Origin of the sequence: Saccharothrix sp. CCNWYY140 (assembly GCF_037401995.1) — a bacterium.
GTDB lineage: Bacteria > Actinomycetota > Actinomycetes > Mycobacteriales > Pseudonocardiaceae > Actinosynnema.
Genome location: NZ_JBBEGC010000044.1, coordinates 13,168 through 29,495, shown reverse-complemented (window position 1 = coordinate 29,495; position 16,328 = coordinate 13,168). Strand labels below are relative to the sequence as shown.

At 71.8% G+C, this 16,328-nt stretch carries 11 protein-coding genes; 1 reads left to right on the top strand and 10 read right to left on the bottom strand.

Annotated features, from left to right (window positions below):
• Window positions 1-37: 37 nt before the first annotated feature.
• The 3 genes from WBN91_RS20490 to dctA all read right to left on the bottom strand — a co-directional run bounded on the left by WBN91_RS20490 (window position 38) and on the right by dctA (window position 7,900).
• Window positions 38-1,543, bottom strand: a complete 1,506-nt coding sequence (locus WBN91_RS20490; protein WP_337725059.1) for a glutamate synthase subunit beta — start codon at window positions 1,541-1,543, stop codon at window positions 38-40.
• Window positions 1,536-6,074 carry a glutamate synthase large subunit gene (gene gltB / locus WBN91_RS20485; RefSeq protein WP_337725060.1) on the bottom strand — a complete coding sequence of 1,513 codons (4,539 nt, stop codon included), beginning with the start codon at window positions 6,072-6,074 and terminating at the stop codon, window positions 1,536-1,538. The genes WBN91_RS20490 and gltB overlap by 8 nt, the downstream gene beginning before the upstream one ends.
• 443 nt (window positions 6,075-6,517) lie before the next feature.
• Window positions 6,518-7,900: a C4-dicarboxylate transporter DctA gene (dctA, locus tag WBN91_RS20480; protein ID WP_337725061.1), complete on the bottom strand. Its 1,383-nt coding sequence runs from the start codon at window positions 7,898-7,900 to the stop codon at window positions 6,518-6,520.
• 213 nt (window positions 7,901-8,113) lie between these two features.
• On the opposite strand from dctA, the gene WBN91_RS20475 reads away from it, so the two are divergent.
• Complete coding sequence (locus WBN91_RS20475) at window positions 8,114-9,055, top strand: TAXI family TRAP transporter solute-binding subunit (RefSeq protein ID WP_337725062.1); 942 nt, start codon at window positions 8,114-8,116, stop codon at window positions 9,053-9,055.
• Here the strand turns inward: WBN91_RS20475 and WBN91_RS20470 are convergent.
• The 7 genes from WBN91_RS20470 to trpC all read right to left on the bottom strand — a co-directional run bounded on the left by WBN91_RS20470 (window position 9,045) and on the right by trpC (window position 16,121).
• The gene (locus tag WBN91_RS20470; protein WP_337725063.1) at window positions 9,045-10,484 is read right to left on the bottom strand and encodes a sensor histidine kinase; all 1,440 of its coding nucleotides are present in this window, start codon (window positions 10,482-10,484) and stop codon (window positions 9,045-9,047) included. The genes WBN91_RS20475 and WBN91_RS20470 overlap by 11 nt on opposite strands.
• A 292-nt stretch (window positions 10,485-10,776) precedes the next feature.
• Entirely contained in the window at window positions 10,777-11,445 is a 669-nt protein-coding gene (locus WBN91_RS20465; protein WP_337725064.1) for a response regulator transcription factor, read from the bottom strand.
• 13 nt (window positions 11,446-11,458) lie between these two features.
• Window positions 11,459-12,556 (bottom strand): prolipoprotein diacylglyceryl transferase, encoded by a 1,098-nt coding sequence (gene lgt, locus WBN91_RS20460; protein WP_443217761.1) that lies wholly within the window; start codon window positions 12,554-12,556, stop codon window positions 11,459-11,461.
• A gap of 34 nt (window positions 12,557-12,590) precedes the next feature.
• Window positions 12,591-13,139: a Uma2 family endonuclease gene (locus WBN91_RS20455; RefSeq protein WP_337725066.1), complete on the bottom strand. Its 549-nt coding sequence runs from the start codon at window positions 13,137-13,139 to the stop codon at window positions 12,591-12,593.
• A 150-nt stretch (window positions 13,140-13,289) separates the two neighbouring features.
• Window positions 13,290-14,075, bottom strand: a complete 786-nt coding sequence (gene trpA, locus WBN91_RS20450) for a tryptophan synthase subunit alpha (protein ID WP_337725067.1) — start codon at window positions 14,073-14,075, stop codon at window positions 13,290-13,292.
• The gene (trpB, locus tag WBN91_RS20445; protein WP_337725068.1) at window positions 14,072-15,295 is read right to left on the bottom strand and encodes a tryptophan synthase subunit beta; all 1,224 of its coding nucleotides are present in this window, start codon (window positions 15,293-15,295) and stop codon (window positions 14,072-14,074) included. The genes trpA and trpB overlap by 4 nt, the downstream gene beginning before the upstream one ends.
• A gap of 16 nt (window positions 15,296-15,311) precedes the next feature.
• Window positions 15,312-16,121: an indole-3-glycerol phosphate synthase TrpC gene (trpC, locus tag WBN91_RS20440; RefSeq protein ID WP_309116343.1), complete on the bottom strand. Its 810-nt coding sequence runs from the start codon at window positions 16,119-16,121 to the stop codon at window positions 15,312-15,314.
• Window positions 16,122-16,328: the final 207 nt, after the last annotated feature.

Below are 16,328 nucleotides of genomic sequence, written 5' to 3'. Positions count from 1 at the left end.
GTCCGGAGTGGACCGCTCCCTCACAAAGCCCGGAGGACTACACCACCGCGAGCGGCAGCTGGTTGGGGATGACCGGGGAGGGCAGGTCCGACGAGCCGGTGAGGAACCTGTCGACCGCGTTGGCCACCGAGCGGCCCTCCGCGATCGCCCACACCACCAGGGACGCGCCCCGGTGGGCGTCGCCGCACACGAACACGCCCGGCGCCTGCGTCTGCCAGTCCGAGCCGCACGAGATGGTGCCGCGCGTGGTCAGCGGGACGCCCAAGCCGTCCAGCAGCGGCATGTGCTCGACGCCCTCGAAGCCGATCGCCAGCAGCACCAGGTCCGCGGGCAGCACCTCGACCTCCTCCGACGTCGGCACGACCTGCCGCCGCCCGGAGGCGTCCTTCTCCACCCGCACCTTGCGCAGCTGGATCTGGCGCACGTGGCCGTCCTCGTCGCCGATGAACTTCTCCACCGCGACCGCGAACTTCCGCTCCCCCGCCTCCTCGTGGGCGGGGTAGGTGCGCAGGATCCACGGCCACAGCGGCCAGGGGGACCGCGCGTCGTCGCGCTGCGACGGCGGCTGCGGGTACTGGTCGAGCTGGAGGACCGACGCCGCGCCCTGTCGGGACGCGGTGCCGTAGCAGTCCGCGCCCGTGTCGCCGCCGCCGATGATCACGACGTGCTTGCCGGCGGCGTCGATGGCCGGCGCGCCGTCGCCCTCGCACGCGCGGTTGGCGGGCACGAGGTGCTCCATCGCCAGGTGGATGCCCTTGAGGTCGCGCCCCGGAGTGGTGGTGTCGTCCCGGCCGCGCAGCGCGCCGACCGCCAGGACCACGGCGTCGAACTGCTCGCGCAGCTCCTCGACCGTCAGGTCCACGCCGACCTCGCAGCCGGTGACGAACTTGGTGCCCTCCCGGCGCAGCTGGGCCAGCCGCCGGTCCAGGACCTTCTTCTCCATCTTGAACTCGGGGATGCCGTAGCGCAGCAGCCCGCCGAGCCGGTCGTCCCGCTCGAAGACGGTGACCTCGTGGCCGGCGCGGGTCAACTGCTGGGCCGCCGCCAACCCGGCCGGGCCGGAGCCGACGACCGCGACGCGCTTCCCGGTCGACACGTGGGACTGCCAGGGCTGGACGAGCCCCTGCTCCCACGAGACGTCCGCGATGGTCTCCTCGACCCGCTTGATCGCCACCGCGCCGCCGGCGTCGTGGCTGATCGCCAGCACGCACGCCGCCTCGCACGGCGCCGGGCACAGCCGCCCGGTGAACTCCGGGAAGTTGTTGGTGGCGTGCAGCCGCTCCGAGGCCATCTCCCAGTCGCCGCGGCGGACCAGGTCGTTCCACTCGGGGATCAGGTTGCCCAGCGGGCAGCCCGCCGACCCCGAGTGGCAGAACGGGATGCCGCAGTCCATGCACCGGGTGGCCTGGGTGCGCACCTCGCGGTCGCGGACCTCCGGCTCGACGTGCGCGTACACCTCGTGCCAGTCGTCCAGCCGCTCGGCGGCGGGCCGCTTCGGGGCGTCCTTGCGGGTGTGCTTGAGGAAACCGTACGGGTCAGCCACGGGAGGCCTCCATGATCGCCTGGTCGACGTCCCTGCCCTCCGCGCGAGCGAGCCGCATCGCTTCGAGCACGCGCTGGTAGTCGCCGGGCATGACCTTGGTGAACGATGCGGACCGGCGGGGCCAGTCGCCCAGCAGCGACGCGGCCACGGCCGACCCGGTCAGCTTGTGGTGCTTCTCCACCACGTCGCGCAGCCAGCGCAGGTCGTCCGCGCCGGGCCGCTGGAGCTCGACCATCGCCTGGTTGACGTCGGCGGGGTCGAGGTCGAGCACGTAGGCGATGCCGCCGGACATGCCGGCCGCGAGGTTGCGGCCGGTGGGGCCGAGCACCACGGCCCGGCCGCCGGTCATGTACTCGAACGCGTGGTCGCCCACGCCCTCGGCGACCGCGAGCGCACCGGAGTTGCGCACGCAGAACCGCTCGCCGACGCGTCCGCGCAGGAAGATCTCGCCGGAGGTGGCGCCGTAGCCGATCACGTTGCCCGCGATGACCTGCTGCTCGGCGGCGAACGGCGCGTCCGGGTGCGGGCGCACGACGATCCGCCCGCCGGACAGGCCCTTGCCGACGTAGTCGTTGGCGTCGCCGACCATCTCCAGCGTGATGCCGCGCGGCAGGAACGCGCCCAGCGACTGGCCCGCGGACCCGGTGAAGGTCACGTGGATGGTGTCGTCGGGCAGGCCGTCGCCGCCGAACCGGCGGGTGACCTCCGCGCCCAGCAGCGTGCCGACGGTGCGGTTGACGTTGCGCAGCGGCAGTTCCAGGCGCACCGGGTGCGCGTCCTCCAGCGCCGCCTCGGCGAGCTGGATGAGCGTGCGGTCCAGCGCCTGCGCCAGGCCGTGGTCCTGCTCGCGGACCCGGCGCTTGGCCGTGCGGTACGGGGTGTCGGGCACCTCGAACACCGGCGTCAGGTCCAGGCCCGACGCCTTCCAGTGCTCGACGGCGGAGTCGGTGCGCAGCAGCTCGGCGTGGCCCACGGCCTCGTCGATGGTGCGGAAACCCAGTGCCGCCAGGTGTTCCCGGACCTCCTGCGCGACGAACTCAAAGAAGTTCACCACGTGCTCGGCCTGGCCGGTGTAGCGCTTGCGCAGCTCGGGGTTCTGCGTGGCCACGCCCACCGGGCAGGTGTCCAGGTGGCAGACCCGCATCATCACGCAGCCCGCGACGATCAGCGGCGCGGTGGCGAAACCGAACTCCTCGGCGCCGAGCAGGGCGGCGACCACGACGTCCCGGCCGGTGCGCAGCGCGCCGTCCACCTGGACGGTGATGCGGTCGCGCAGGCCGTTGAGCAGCAACGTCTGCTGGGTCTCGGCCAGGCCGATCTCCCACGGAGTGCCCGCGTGCTTGAGCGAGTTCAGCGGGGACGCGCCGGTGCCGCCGTCGTGGCCGGAGATCAGCACGACGTCCGCGTGCGCCTTGGCCACGCCCGCCGCGACCGTGCCGACGCCGACCTCGCTGACCAGCTTCACGTGGACGCGGGCCTGTTCGTTGGCGTTCTTCAGGTCGTGGATCAGCTGCGCCAGGTCCTCGATGGAGTAGATGTCGTGGTGCGGCGGCGGGGAGATCAGGCCCACGCCCGGCGTGGAGTGCCGGGTCCGCGCGATCCACGGGTACACCTTGTAGCCGGGCAGCTGCCCGCCCTCGCCGGGCTTCGCGCCCTGCGCCATCTTGATCTGGATGTCGGTGGCGTTGACCAGGTACTCGCTGGTCACGCCGAACCTGCCGGACGCGACCTGCTTGACCGCGCTGCGCCGCTCCGGGTCGTAGAGGCGCTCGGGGTCCTCGCCGCCCTCGCCGCTGTTGGACCGGCCGCCGAGCCGGTTCATCGCGATGGCCAGTGTCTCGTGCGCCTCGGCCGAGATCGACCCGTAGGACATGGCGCCGGTGTTGAACCGCTTGACGATCGAGGACACCGGCTCGACCTCGTCGATCGGGACCGGAGTGCGACCCTCGGTGCGCAGCTCGAACAGGCCGCGCAGCGTGCCGCCCTGGCGGGACAGCCGCTCGACCTCCTCGGTGTAGCGGCGGTAGACGTCCTGCTTGCCGGTCTTGGTGGCGTGCTGGAGCAGGAACACCGTCTCCGGCGTGAACAGGTGCAGCTCGCCCTCGCGGCGGTAGGCGTACTCGCCGCCCACCTCCAGCCGGCGGTGCACCCGGTCGGTCGGGTTCTCCGGGTACGCGCGGCGGTGGCGCAGCGCGACCTCCTCGGCCAGCACCTCCAGCCCGGCGCCGCCGAGCTTGGACACCGTGCCGGTGAAGTACTCGCCCAGCAGCTCGTTGGACAGGCCGACCGCCTCGAAGACCTGCGCCGCGGTGTACGCGCCGACCGTCGAGATGCCCATCTTCGACATGATCTTCAGCGTGCCCTTGACCAGGGCCTGCACGTAGTTGCGGATCGCCTTGCGCGGCTCGATGCCGGTGACCGCGCCGGTGGAGATCAGGTCCTCGATGGTCTCGAAGGCCAGGTACGGGTTGACCGCCGCCGCGCCGTAGCTCAGCAGCGCCGCGATGTGGTGCACCTCGCGGGCGTCGCCGGACTCCACGACCAGCGCGACGCGCAGCCGCTCCTTGGTGCGCACCAGGTGGTGGTGCACGGCGGAGACCAGCAGCAGCGACGGGATCGGCGCCATGCGGTGGTCGGAGTCGCGGTCCGACAGCACCAGGATGCGCGCGCCGGCGGCGATCGCCTCGGACGCCTCGCGCCGGACCCGCTCGACCGCGGCCTCCAGCGCGGCGCCGCCACCGTCCACTTCGTACAGTCCGTTGAGGACGGTGCACGCGAAGCCGGGCAGGTCGCCGTCGTCGTTGATGTGGATGAGCTTGGCCAGCTCGTCGTTGTCGATGACCGGGTAGGTCAGCTTGATGTGCCGGCAGCTGACCGGGCCGGGCTCCAGCAGGTTCTGCTCCGGGCCCATCACCCGCGACACGGACGTGACGATCTCCTCGCGGATCGCGTCCAGCGGCGGGTTGGTGACCTGGGCGAAGTTCTGCACGAAGTAGTCGTAGAGCAGCCGGGACCGCTGCGAGAGCGCGGCGACCGGGGTGTCGGTGCCCATCGAGCCCAGCGGCTCCATGCCGCCCACGGCCATCGGGGCCAGCAGGATGCGCAGCTCCTCCTCGGTGTAGCCGAAGGTGAGCTGGCGGCGGACCACGGACTCGTGGCTCTGCACCACGTGCTCGCGGTCGGCCAGGTCGGACAGGTCCAGCAGGCCCGCGTGCAGCCACTCGTCGTAGGGCAGCTCGGCGGCCAGTCCGGCCTTGACCTCGTCGTCGTCGACCAGGCGGCCCTCGACGGTGTCGACCAGGAACATCTTGCCCGGCTGGAGGCGACCCTTGGCGACCACCTGGTCGGCCGGCACGTCCAGGACGCCGGTCTCGGAGGCGAGCACCACGCGGCCGTCGGCGGTCTGCCACCAGCGGGCCGGGCGCAGGCCGTTGCGGTCCAGGACCGCGCCGACCAGCGAGCCGTCGGTGAAGGTGACGCACGCCGGGCCGTCCCACGGCTCCATCAGGCTGGCGTGGAACTCGTAGAACGCGCGCCGCTTGGGGTCCATCGAGGCGTGGTTCTCCCAGGCCTCGGGGATCATCATCAGCACCGCGTGCGGCAGGCTGCGGCCACCCAGGTGCAGCAGCTCCAGGACCTCGTCGAAGGACGCGGAGTCCGAGCCGTCCGGGTCGCAGATCGGGAACAGCCGCGCGAGGTCGCCCGGGATCAGGTCGCTGGCCAGCAGCGCTTCCCGGGCGCGCATGCGGTTGCGGTTGCCGCGCACGGTGTTGATCTCGCCGTTGTGCGCGACGTACCGGAAGGGGTGCGCCAGCGGCCACGACGGGAAGGTGTTGGTGGAGAAGCGCGAGTGCACCAGGGCGATGGCCGAGGCCAGCCGGTCGTCGCGCAGGTCCGGGAAGAACGCGGGCAGCTGGCCGGTGGTCAGCATGCCCTTGTAGACGATCGTGCGGGCCGACAGCGACGGGAAGTACGTGCCGACCTCGGCCGCGCGGGTCTCGTGCTCGACCCGCTTGCGCAGGGCGAAGGTGAGCCGGTCCAGGGCGAGGCCCTCGACACCGGCCTCGGCGGCCACGAACAGCATCGCGAAGTGGGGCATGACCGACCGCGCCGTCGGTCCCACGTCGGCCAGGTCCGGGTCCACCGGCACGTCGCGCCAGCCCAGGACGGTCAGGCCCTCTTCCTGCGCGATCCGCTCCGCAAGCGCTTGCGCCTTGGCGCGCTGCTCGTCGTCGGCGGGCAGGAACGCGATACCGGCGGCGTAGCGGCCGGCCTCGGGCAGCGGGAAGTCGACGACCTCGCGGAGGAAGGCGTCGGGCTGTTGCAGCAGGATGCCCGCGCCGTCGCCGCTGGTCGGCTCGGCGCCGGCCGCGCCGCGGTGCTCCAGGTTCGCCAACGCGGTCAGCGCGTCCACCACGATGCCGTGCGACCGCCGCCCCTGGATGTCGGCGACCATCGCCACACCACAGGCGTCACGTTCCGCGGCCGGGTCGTACAGGCCCTGCGGGGACGGGATGGCGGAGAAGATCACTGCGCAGACCTCCTTCGTCGTCCTACGAAAGAACGAGTCCTCGTGTCCAGTTCCTAGGAATCCGGTTGCTGGGCACGGGACGACGATGGCCCGCGTGTTGACGCGACTTTAACAGTCGCGAAACCGAGGCACACCATCCAACGGGTGATCCCGGTCATTGACGCGTAACGATTCGGGTGGGCGGAGCGACATTGGCCCTGACCTTGTTACGCGTTGTTAAGCATAACCCAGTAGCGCACGTTCCGCGCAGCGGTGAGAGCTTGCCGACAACCGCGCGTGCCGACCGAGTTCACCCAGGTGGGTGGCGTTTTGGTCGATGAGTGATGCTCACACGGCACCATGACGCTCCGCAACCGGACGTCACGCCCCGAAGCTTCGGTCTTGCGCGGAAGAGCCCCTCGGCGACGCCTGCGCGGGGTCGCCGAGGGGCTCTCGAGGTGCGGTCAGGAGGAGCGGCCGGCTCCGGCGCCCACCGGCACCCGGTCGTCCTCCGCGTGGTCGTCGGCGTGCTGGCGGTCCAGCAGCTCGTCCACGTCCACCTGGGTCGGGTTGTCCATGACCTCCCGCAGCCGGGTCCGGTCGAGCTGGCCCTGCCAGCGGGCCACCACGAGGGTGCCCACGCCGTTGCCGATGACGTTGGTGATCGCCCGCGCCTCGGACATGAACCGGTCGATGCCCACGATCAGGGCGATGCCCACGGCCGGGATCGCGCTGTTGGCCTCGAACGCCGTCAGCGACGCCGCCAGCGTCACCAGGCCCGCGCCGGTCACGCCCGCCGCGCCCTTGGACGCCAGCAGCATGAACAGCAGCAGGCCGATCTGCGTGCCCACGCCCACGTCGTGCCCGGTCGCCTGGGCGATGAAGATCGCGCCCATCGTCAGGTAGATGCACGTGCCGTCGAGGTTGAACGAGTAGCCGGTCGGGATGGTCAGGCCCACCACGGACTTGTCCGCGCCCGCCGCCTCCAGCTTCACCAGCATCCGCGGCAGCACCGACTCCGACGAGGACGTGCCCAGCACGATCAGCAGCTCGTCCTTGATGTACCGGAGGAACTTGAAGATCGAGAACCCGGCGTACAGCGCGACACCGCCCAGCACCACCAGGATGAACAGCAGGCAGGTCGCGTAGAACGAGCCCATCAGCCACGCGAGCTTGCCCAGGATCGTGCCGCCGAACTTGCCGATCGTGTAGGCGATGCCGCCGAACGCGCCGATCGGCGCCGCGTACATGACGATCTTGATGACGCCGAACATGACCTTGGCGAAGGTGTCCAGCGCGGACACGACCTTCTCGCCGCGCTTGCCCATGCCCGCCACGGCCACCGCCACCAGGATGGCCACCACGAGCACCTGGATCAGCTGCCCGTCGGTGAACGCGCCGACGAAGGACTTCGGCACCAGGCTGAGGATGAACCCGGTGACCCCGGTCTCGGCGGTCTTGGCGTCGGCCAGCGTCTTCGCGGCGGCGTCGCCGTTGATCGGGATCGCCGGCCCGTGGTGCCCCGGCGCCACGATGTTGACCACGACCAGGCCGATCGCCAGCGCGACCGTGGTCATCGCGGTGAAGTACACGATCGTCCGCAACGCCAGGCCGCCCGCCTTGGCGAGGTTGCCCAGCCCGGCGATGCCGACCACGACCGTGCAGAAGATCGTCGGCGCGATGACGACCTTGACCAGGGCGACGAAGAAGTCCGCCAGCCACTTCATGCCCGCGGCCTGCGCCGGGAAGGCGTAGCCCACGATGACGCCCAGCACGATCGACACCAGCACCCAGAAGTACAGGTGCTTGTAGATCGGTTTGCGCTCTCGGGTTGGGGCGGTGACCACGTCGTCCTCCAAGGGGGCCGCTGACGGCTGGGGGTTGGTCAGTGATCCTGAGCACAGCCCCGACCTGCGACAAGACGCCCGGCGGAAACTTCAGATCCCTCTGACGTAACACGCCGTTCACCCGCCCGAGTGGCCCAATCCCCCAGGGGGTGGCGACGAACAGGTGGGCTCCGCGGCTCGGGGGCGCGGGCGTCGGGGGCTTAGGCTTCGGGCGTGCAGGTGTCCCGGCGGTCGGTGCTGCTCGCCGCTCTCGCGGCGGGGGTGCCCGCGTGGGCCTCGTGCACGTCCGGTGGACCGCCCGCGCCGGGTGAGCTGGTGCTGGCCACCGGGCCGGACGGGGCCGTGTTCCGCGAGGTGGGCGGTGCGTTGGCGCAGGCGTTGGCCGACGAGTTCCCGGACACCCGGGTCGTGGCGCGGCCGACCAGAGCGTCGGTGGAGAACATCCGGCTGCTCGGCGCCGGCGAAGTGCACCTTGGACTGTCCTCTTTGGACCCTTTGATGGGTCAGGCGCTGCTCAGCGCCGACGACCCCAACGGGATCAGCGCCGTCGGGCGGCTGTACGACAGCTTCCTCCAGATCGTCGTGCCCGCCGGCGCGCCGGTCTACCGGGTGGCGGACCTGGTCGGGAAGCGGGTGTCCTTCGGTCCCCGCGAGTCCGGCACGGAGTTCACCGCGACCCGGCTGTTCGAGCTGTTGGGCGTGGAGGTGGAGGCGTTGCGGATGGCCCACGCCGACGCGGCGCAGCGGCTGGCGGCGGGCACGATCGACGCGCTGCTGGCGTTGACCGGCATCCCGACGCCGGCGATCACCGGGCTGCTCGGGTCGTTCCCCGTGCGGCTGCTGGACCTGCCCGGCGAGGCGACCGAGCTGGCGCGGGTGTACCCCGGTCCGTACGTGCCGGTGACGATCCCGGCCACCACGTACGGCGCTTTGGGTCCGTGCCAGACCTTCGCGGTGCCCAACCTGCTGCTCGCCCGGACCGCGCTGGACCCGGCCGTGGTGGAGGTGGTGACGCGGACGGTCTACACGCAGTCCGAGCGCATCGCGGCCGGGCACCCGGAGGCGTCGCGGATCAACGTGCGGACCGGGATCGCGACCGGCCAGGTGCCGCTGCACAAGGGCGCCGAGCGCTGGTTCCGGTCGGTCAAGCGCTGACGCCGCTCCCGGGGCTGACTCCGGTCCCGGGGCTGACTCCAGGCCCGGGACCGACTCCAGGCCCGGGGCTGACTCCGGCCCTGAGGGTGACGACGGCGTCGAGGCCGTGCGGGGTGGCGGGGCGGAGTTCGAGGCGTCCGCCGGCGCCCGCGATCAGTTCGGCGCAGATGGCCAGGCCCAGTCCCGTGCCCGCGGTGTTCTGGTGGCGCGGCGCGCGCCAGAACCGCTCGAACGCCAGCACCCGGTCCTCGTCGGACAGGCCCTCGCCGTCGTCGGTGACGTGCAGTTCGACCCGGTCGTCCGCGCGGTGGCCCCAGATGCGGATGGTGGTCGCGCCGGAGAGGCGGACGGCGTTGCCGACCAGCTCGTCCAGCACGCTGCCCAGGCCGCCGGGCGGTTCCAGGACGCGCAGGCCGGGCGGGACGTCGACCTGGAGCCGGGTGCCGCCGGCCAGCGCGCGCCAGCCGGGGACGTGGGTGGCGAGCAGCGAGTCGACGTCGACCGGTTCGGCGGCGGACGCGCTGTCCAGCCGGGTGGCGGCGAGCAGGGCGTCCAGGACGCGGCCCATCTCCTCCGCCTCGTCCACGGCGATGCGCTGGGCTTCCCGGCCGGCGTCGTCGGTGACGTGCGGCGCGAGGTTGTCTACCGCCAGGCGCAGGCTCGCGAGGGGGTTGCGCAGCTGGTGGGAGGCGTCGGACACGAACGCACGCTGCCGGCGCAGCGCCCGCCCCACCACGTCGACCATCGCGTTGAAGGAGGCGGCCAACCGCCGCAACTCGGGCGGCCCGTTCACCTCGTCGGCCCGCGCGTCGAGCTTCCCGCCCGCGACGGCCGCGGTGGCCTCGTCCAGGGTGCGGATCGGCCGCAGCACCCACCGCGACATCGGCCAGGCGACGGCGATGACGGCGAGCATCGGCACCAGCCCGATGAGGGTCAGCAGCCCCCACTGGCGCAGGATCGCCGCCCGCAGCCCGCCGGTCGGCGAGATCGTCACGACCGCGGCGACGACCTCGCTGTCCCGCCCGACCGGTTCGACGACCACGAGGTTCTTGTCCTCCCACGGCCACACCGACTGGTCGGCCTCGCCGCGGTAGCCGCTGAACGCGGCCCTCAGGCCGGCGTCGACGTCCGGGTCGGAGAGGGGGAAGGGCTGGCGAGAGCTCTCGACGATGCTGCGGTCGGTGCTGACCAGGGCGGCGGCGATGCCGTAGAGCTGGTCGTAGCGGACCATCTCCTCGCGCAGGGCCGTGCGCCGGTTGGAGGCCAACGCGTTCTCGGCGAGCGAGGCGAACCGACTCGCGTCCCCCAGCCGGTCGAGGTAGGTCTCCTGGCCCTCGCTCTGGACGACGGCGAAGGCGAGCGGCACACCGAGGGCAGCGACGAGCGCCACCAGCAACGGCACGATCAGGACGAGCAGTCGACGCAGCATCACACCTCGTCACGGGGTTCCCGCCGCCATCCTGCCCCACCGGCCCCCGCCCTTCACGCGGACACGGACGCACGGGCCAGGGCTGAGGCGGCGGCTGGGCAGAGGTTGGGACGCGGGCGGGGCGCGGGGCGGCAGGCGCGGGCAGGGCGGGCGCGCGCCGGGCTGGGCCGGGCGCGGGGCGGCCTGGGTTGGGCGCGCGCCGCCGGGCGAGTTGGACCGGGCCAAGGCCCGCCGAAGCGGGGCGGGCGAGTCAGGGCGGGCTGGGGCGGGTCAGGCCGGGCCGAGGGCTGGGTCAGGTGTTGGGGGCGGCTCGGTAGCCGACGCCGCGGATTGTTTCGATCTTCAGGGCGTCGCCGAGTTTGCCGCGCAGGGCCGCTATGTGGGTGTCCAGGGTGCGGGACGGGGCTTCCCAGTGCGCCTGCCACACCTGGTCCACGATCAAGTCCCGGCTGACCACCGCGCCCGCCCGCCGCACCAGCAGTGCCAGCAGGTCGAACTCCTTGCGGGTCAGGGTGACCGGGGTGCCCGCGATGGTCGCCTCGCGCGTGGCCGGGTCCAGCACGACCGTGCCCAGGGTGAGGCGGTCGGTGTGGTCCTCCGCGGCGCGGGCCGCGCGGGTTCGGCGCAGGACGGCTTCGATACGGGCCAGGAGTTCGGCGGTGCCGAACGGCTTGACCACGTAGTCGTCCGCGCCCGCCCGCAGGCCCAGGACGCGTTCGCGCTCCTCGCCGCGGGCGGTCACCGTGATGACCGCCGTGCCCGGTCGGTGGCGCAGTTCGCGCAGCACCTCCAGGCCGTCGCGGTCCGGCAGGCCGAGGTCCAGCAGCACCACGTCCGCCGGCGGCGCGGCGAGCGCGGCGGCGGCCGTGGCCGCCCGGTGGACCTCGTAGCCCGCGTGCTTGAGGGCGGTCAGCAGGCCACGAGCCACCCGGTCGTCATCTTCGACGACGAGGATGCGCATCGGCCCTACCGCCTCACTCGGTCGGCTTCCCGGCGGCCTTGTCGGCCGGCTCGTCGGCGGACTTGGTGTCGGGCACCTTGGCCGACTCGGAGTCCGGGTCCGGGTCGGTGTCGTGCGGCTCGAGGTCGCCGTCGGTGCCGTCGTCGTGTGGCTCGAGGTTGCCGTCGCTGCCCCCGCCGCGGGGATTCAGGTTGCCCCCGGTGGTGGCGTACGGGGATTCGGGGGTGTCGGGGGTTTCGCCCTCGCCCGCCTCGCCGCGGACGATGACCTCCCGGTCGCCGCGCTTCGCGGCCAGCACGAAGTAGACCACCGCGCCCAGGAACACCACGACCGAGGTGATCACGTTGATGCGCAGCCCGAACACCTGCGTGGCCGGGTCGGTGCGCATCAGCTCGATCCAGAACCGGCCCGCCGTGTAGCCCGCGACGTACAGCGCGAACACCCGGCCGTGCCCGAGCCGGAACCTCTTGTCCGCCCACACGATCAGCAGCGCCACACCCAGGTTCCACAGCAGCTCGTACAGGAACGCCGGGTGGACGATCTCGACCGGCGTGTGGTCCAGCGCGACGCCGCCCAGCTCGTCCTCGAACTTGGTCACCGGGTCGACCCGCTGGTAGATCTCCAGACCCCACGGCAGCGTGGTGGGACCGCCGTAGAGCTCCTGGTTGAAGTAGTTGCCCAGCCGGCCGATGGCCTGCGCGGTCACGATGCCCGGCGCCAGCGCGTCGGCCATCGCGGGCAGCGGGATGCCCCGGCGGCGGCACGCGATCCACGCGCCGACACCGCCCAGCGCGATGGCACCCCAGATCCCCAGGCCGCCGTTCCAGATCGCGAAGGCCTCCCACGGGTTCTTGCCCGCGCCGAAGTACTTCTGCCAGTCCGTCGCCACGTGGTAGAGCCGGCCACCGATGAGCCCGAACGGCACGGCGAACACGGCGATGTCCGTGACCTCGCCCTTCACCCCGCCACGGGCCACCCACCGGCGCTCGCCCCACCAGATGGCCACGATGATGCCGAGGATGATGCACAGCGCGTACGCCCTGATGGGGATCGGCCCGAGCTGCCACACACCCCGGTCCGGGCTGGGGATCGTCGCGAGGAAAGTCGTCACCACGGCACCACCGTAGTGGGTGCGCCCGTTCGCCCTACGGCGACAGCTCGATTGTTACCGGGAAGGGTCGTTCGAGCTTGAGGACGCCCGCCTCGCTGCGCGCTGTCTCGACGTACTCGCCGTTCTCGAGTTCGAACATCGTCGCGACCGGGCCTGTGGGTTCGACGAGCAGGTAGAACGGCACTCCGGCCGCCGCGTACCGCTGCCGCTTGATCCCGTAGTCCTTGAACCGGGTGCTCGGCGACAACACCTCGCCGACGAGGAGGAGGTCCTCCGCCGGGCAGAGCAGGCCCTCCGCCTCGGGTGATGTCGTCACGGTGAAGTCGGGGATGAACAGGTTGCCGCCTGGCATCCCCACGTTCAGCTCGATGGTGGCCTCGTGGCCGGGTGGACAGGCACCGTCGAGCGCCTTGTAGATGCCACCGATGAGCCTCTGGTGGCGGCGGGTGCCGAGGGGGCTCACGATGAGCGACCCGTCGACGAGTTCCACGCGCTGCGAGCTGTCTTCAGGTAGCGCCAAGACGTCGTCGAGTGTCCAGTCGCCACCGTGCTGCGGCAGCAGGTAGTCGGCCGGTAGCGCCACGGCGCATCACCTCCAGTTGGTGCCCGACGCCTGCCAGTGTGGCACGCCGGGAGGGAAGCTGGCTTGATCACGAAGCCAGCTTGCCCGTCCCCACCGACAATTCCACCAGTGATCTACCCTGATCAGGACAGCTTCACTCGAACGTGTGTTCTAAGCCGGCGCGGGAACCTGGCGGACGCCCTCGGCCAGCTCCGCCGTCAGCTCCGCCACCCGGTTTTCCGCCACCGCCGACACGAAGGCCGAGCCCACGATGACACCGTCCGCGAACGCCGCCAGCTCCGCCGCCTGAGCACCCGACCGGACGCCCAGCCCGACCGCCACCGGCATCCACGTGTGCTCCCGCACCCGCTTGACCAGCGCCGGAGCCGCCGAGGACACGACATCGCGCGCCCCCGTCACGCCCATCACCGAGGTCGCGTACAGGAAGCCGCTGGACGACTTGGCCGTCAGGTCGATGCGCTCCTCCGTGGACGAAGGCGCGACCAGGAAGATCCGGTCCAACCCGTGCGCCTCCGAAGCCGTCATCCACTCCGCAGCCTCGTCCGGCACCAGGTCCGGCGTGATCAAGCCCAGACCACCGGCCGCCGCCAGGTCACGCGCGAAAGCATCCACCCCGTACCGCAGCACCGGGTTCCAGTACGTCATCACGACCGCACGCCCACCGGCCGAAGCCACCGACTCGACCACCCCGAACAGGTCCCGCACCCGGAACCCGCCCCGCAGCGCCTCCTCCGAAGCCCGCTGGATGGTCGGGCCGTCCATCACCGGGTCGGAGTACGGCAGGCCGACCTCCACGATGTCGCACCCGGAGGACACCATCGCCCGCAGCACGTCCTTCGACCCCTCCACCGACGGGAACCCCGCCGGCAGGTAGCCGATCAGCGCCGCCCGGCGCTCGTCGCGGCAGGTCGCGAAAACCGAAGAGAGACCGCTCACGACGAAGCCCCCAGTCCGAACCACTTGATCGCGGTGTCCATGTCCTTGTCGCCGCGGCCGGACAGGTTCACCACGATCAGACCGTCCGGACCCAGTTCGCGGCCCAGTTCCAGCGCACCGGCGAGCGCGTGCGACGACTCGATCGCCGGGATGATGCCCTCCGTGCGCGACAGCAGCGCGAACGCCTCCATCGCCTGCGCGTCGGTCACCGGCCGGTACTCCGCCCGCCCGATGTCCTTCAGGTGGGCGTGCTCCGGGCCGACGCCCGGGTAGTCCAGACCGGCCGAGATGGAGTGCGCCTCGGTGATCTGGCCGTCCTCGTCCTGCATCACGTAGGACATCGCGCCGTGCAGCGAACCCGGCGTGCCCACGGTCAGCGTGGCGCCGTGGCGGTCGGTGTCGATGCCGTCGCCGCCGGGCTCCAGGCCCACCAGGCGCACCGACGGGTCGTCGATGAACCCGTGGAAGATGCCGATCGCGTTGGACCCGCCGCCCACGCACGCCGCGACCACGTCGGGCAGGCGGCCGGCCTGCTCCAGCACCTGCGCCCGCGCCTCGATGCCGATGACCCGGTGGAAGTCGCGCACCAGCACCGGGAACGGGTGCGGCCCGGCCGCGGTGCCCAGCAGGTAGTGCGTGTCGTCGACGTTGGCCACCCAGTCGCGCAAGGCCTCGTTGATGGCGTCCTTGAGGGTGCGCGAACCCGTCTTCACGGGGATGACCTCGGCGCCCAGCAGCCGCATGCGCGCCACGTTCAGCGCCTGCCGCTCGGTGTCCACCTCGCCCATGTAGACGACGCAGTCCAAGCCCATCAACGCGCACGCGGTCGCCGTGGCGACGCCGTGCTGCCCGGCGCCGGTCTCGGCGATGACGCGCTTCTTGCCCATGCGCTTGGTCAGCAGGGCCTGACCCAGCACGTTGTTGATCTTGTGGGAACCGGTGTGGTTCAGGTCTTCCCGCTTGAGGAAGACCCGAGCCCCACCGGCGTGCTCCGCGAACTTCTTCGCCTCGGTGAGCAGCGAGGGCCGCCCGGCGTAGTCGCGCAGCAGCCGGGCGAACTCGTCCAGGAAGTCCGGGTCGACCCGGGCCTTCTCGTAGAACGCGGCGAGCTCGTCCACCGCCGCGATGAGCGCCTCCGGCATGTACCGGCCACCCCATCGTCCCCAGTGGCCGTGCTCGTCCGGGTCGTGGGGGGTGGGGGCCAGCTGGCCAGGCGACATGCGCACTCCTCCGGGATTACCTACTGGGCCTGGGACACGCGGGGTGCGACCCCGCCGTCACCAGCTTGTTCACGGCGACCTTGGGGTCGCCGCTGGTCACCAGCGACTCGCCGACGAGCACCGCGTCCGCGCCGGCGCCCGCGTACGCCATGAGGTCACCCGGTCCGGTGACCCCCGACTCGGCGATCTTGATGGTCTCGAACGGCAGTCCGGGCGCGATCCGCCCGAAGACGTCCTTGTCCACTTCCAGGGTATGCAGATTCCGCGCGTTGACGCCGATGACGCTCGCGCCCGCCTCCAGCGCCCGGTCGGCCTCCTCGGCCGTGTGCACCTCGACCAGGGCGGTCATGCCCAGCGACTCGACCCGGTCCAGCAGCGACACCAGCGCGTTCTGCTCCAGCGCGGCCACGATCAGCAGCACCAGGTCCGCACCGTGCAGGCGCGCCTCGTGCACCTGGTACGGGCTGACGATGAAGTCCTTGCGCAGCAACGGGACGTTCACCGCGGCCCGCACCGCGTCGAAGTCCGCCAGCGACCCGCCGAAGCGCCGCTGCTCGGTCAGCACGCTGATCGCCCGCGCGCCACCCGCCTCGTACTGCGCCGCCAGCTCCGCGGGCTCCGGGATCTCCGCCAGCGCTCCCTTGGACGGGCTGCGCCGCTTGACCTCGGCGATCACACCCACCCCGGGCGAGCGCAGGATCGACATCACGTCCAGCGGCGCGGGCACCTTGGCCGCGCGCTCCCTCAGCACGTCGAAGGGCAGTTCCGCCTCGCGCGCGGCGAGATCTTCGCGGACGCCCTCGATGATCGACTCGAGAACGGTCATCCGAGCACCTCGCCCGTGTCCGTCGTCTTGGGTCCGCCGCTGCCGGCGACAGTCGTCCCATTGCCGCCTTGGGCGGCGGTCAACCAGTCCTTCGCGCTCGCAAGCTCCCGCACGTCATGCTCCCCTTCCCGCCAGAAGGATGCTAACCCCGGCATGAACCGCTTCCCGCCACCGGGGTGTTCGGGTTCGCGCAGATGACCGAGGCTG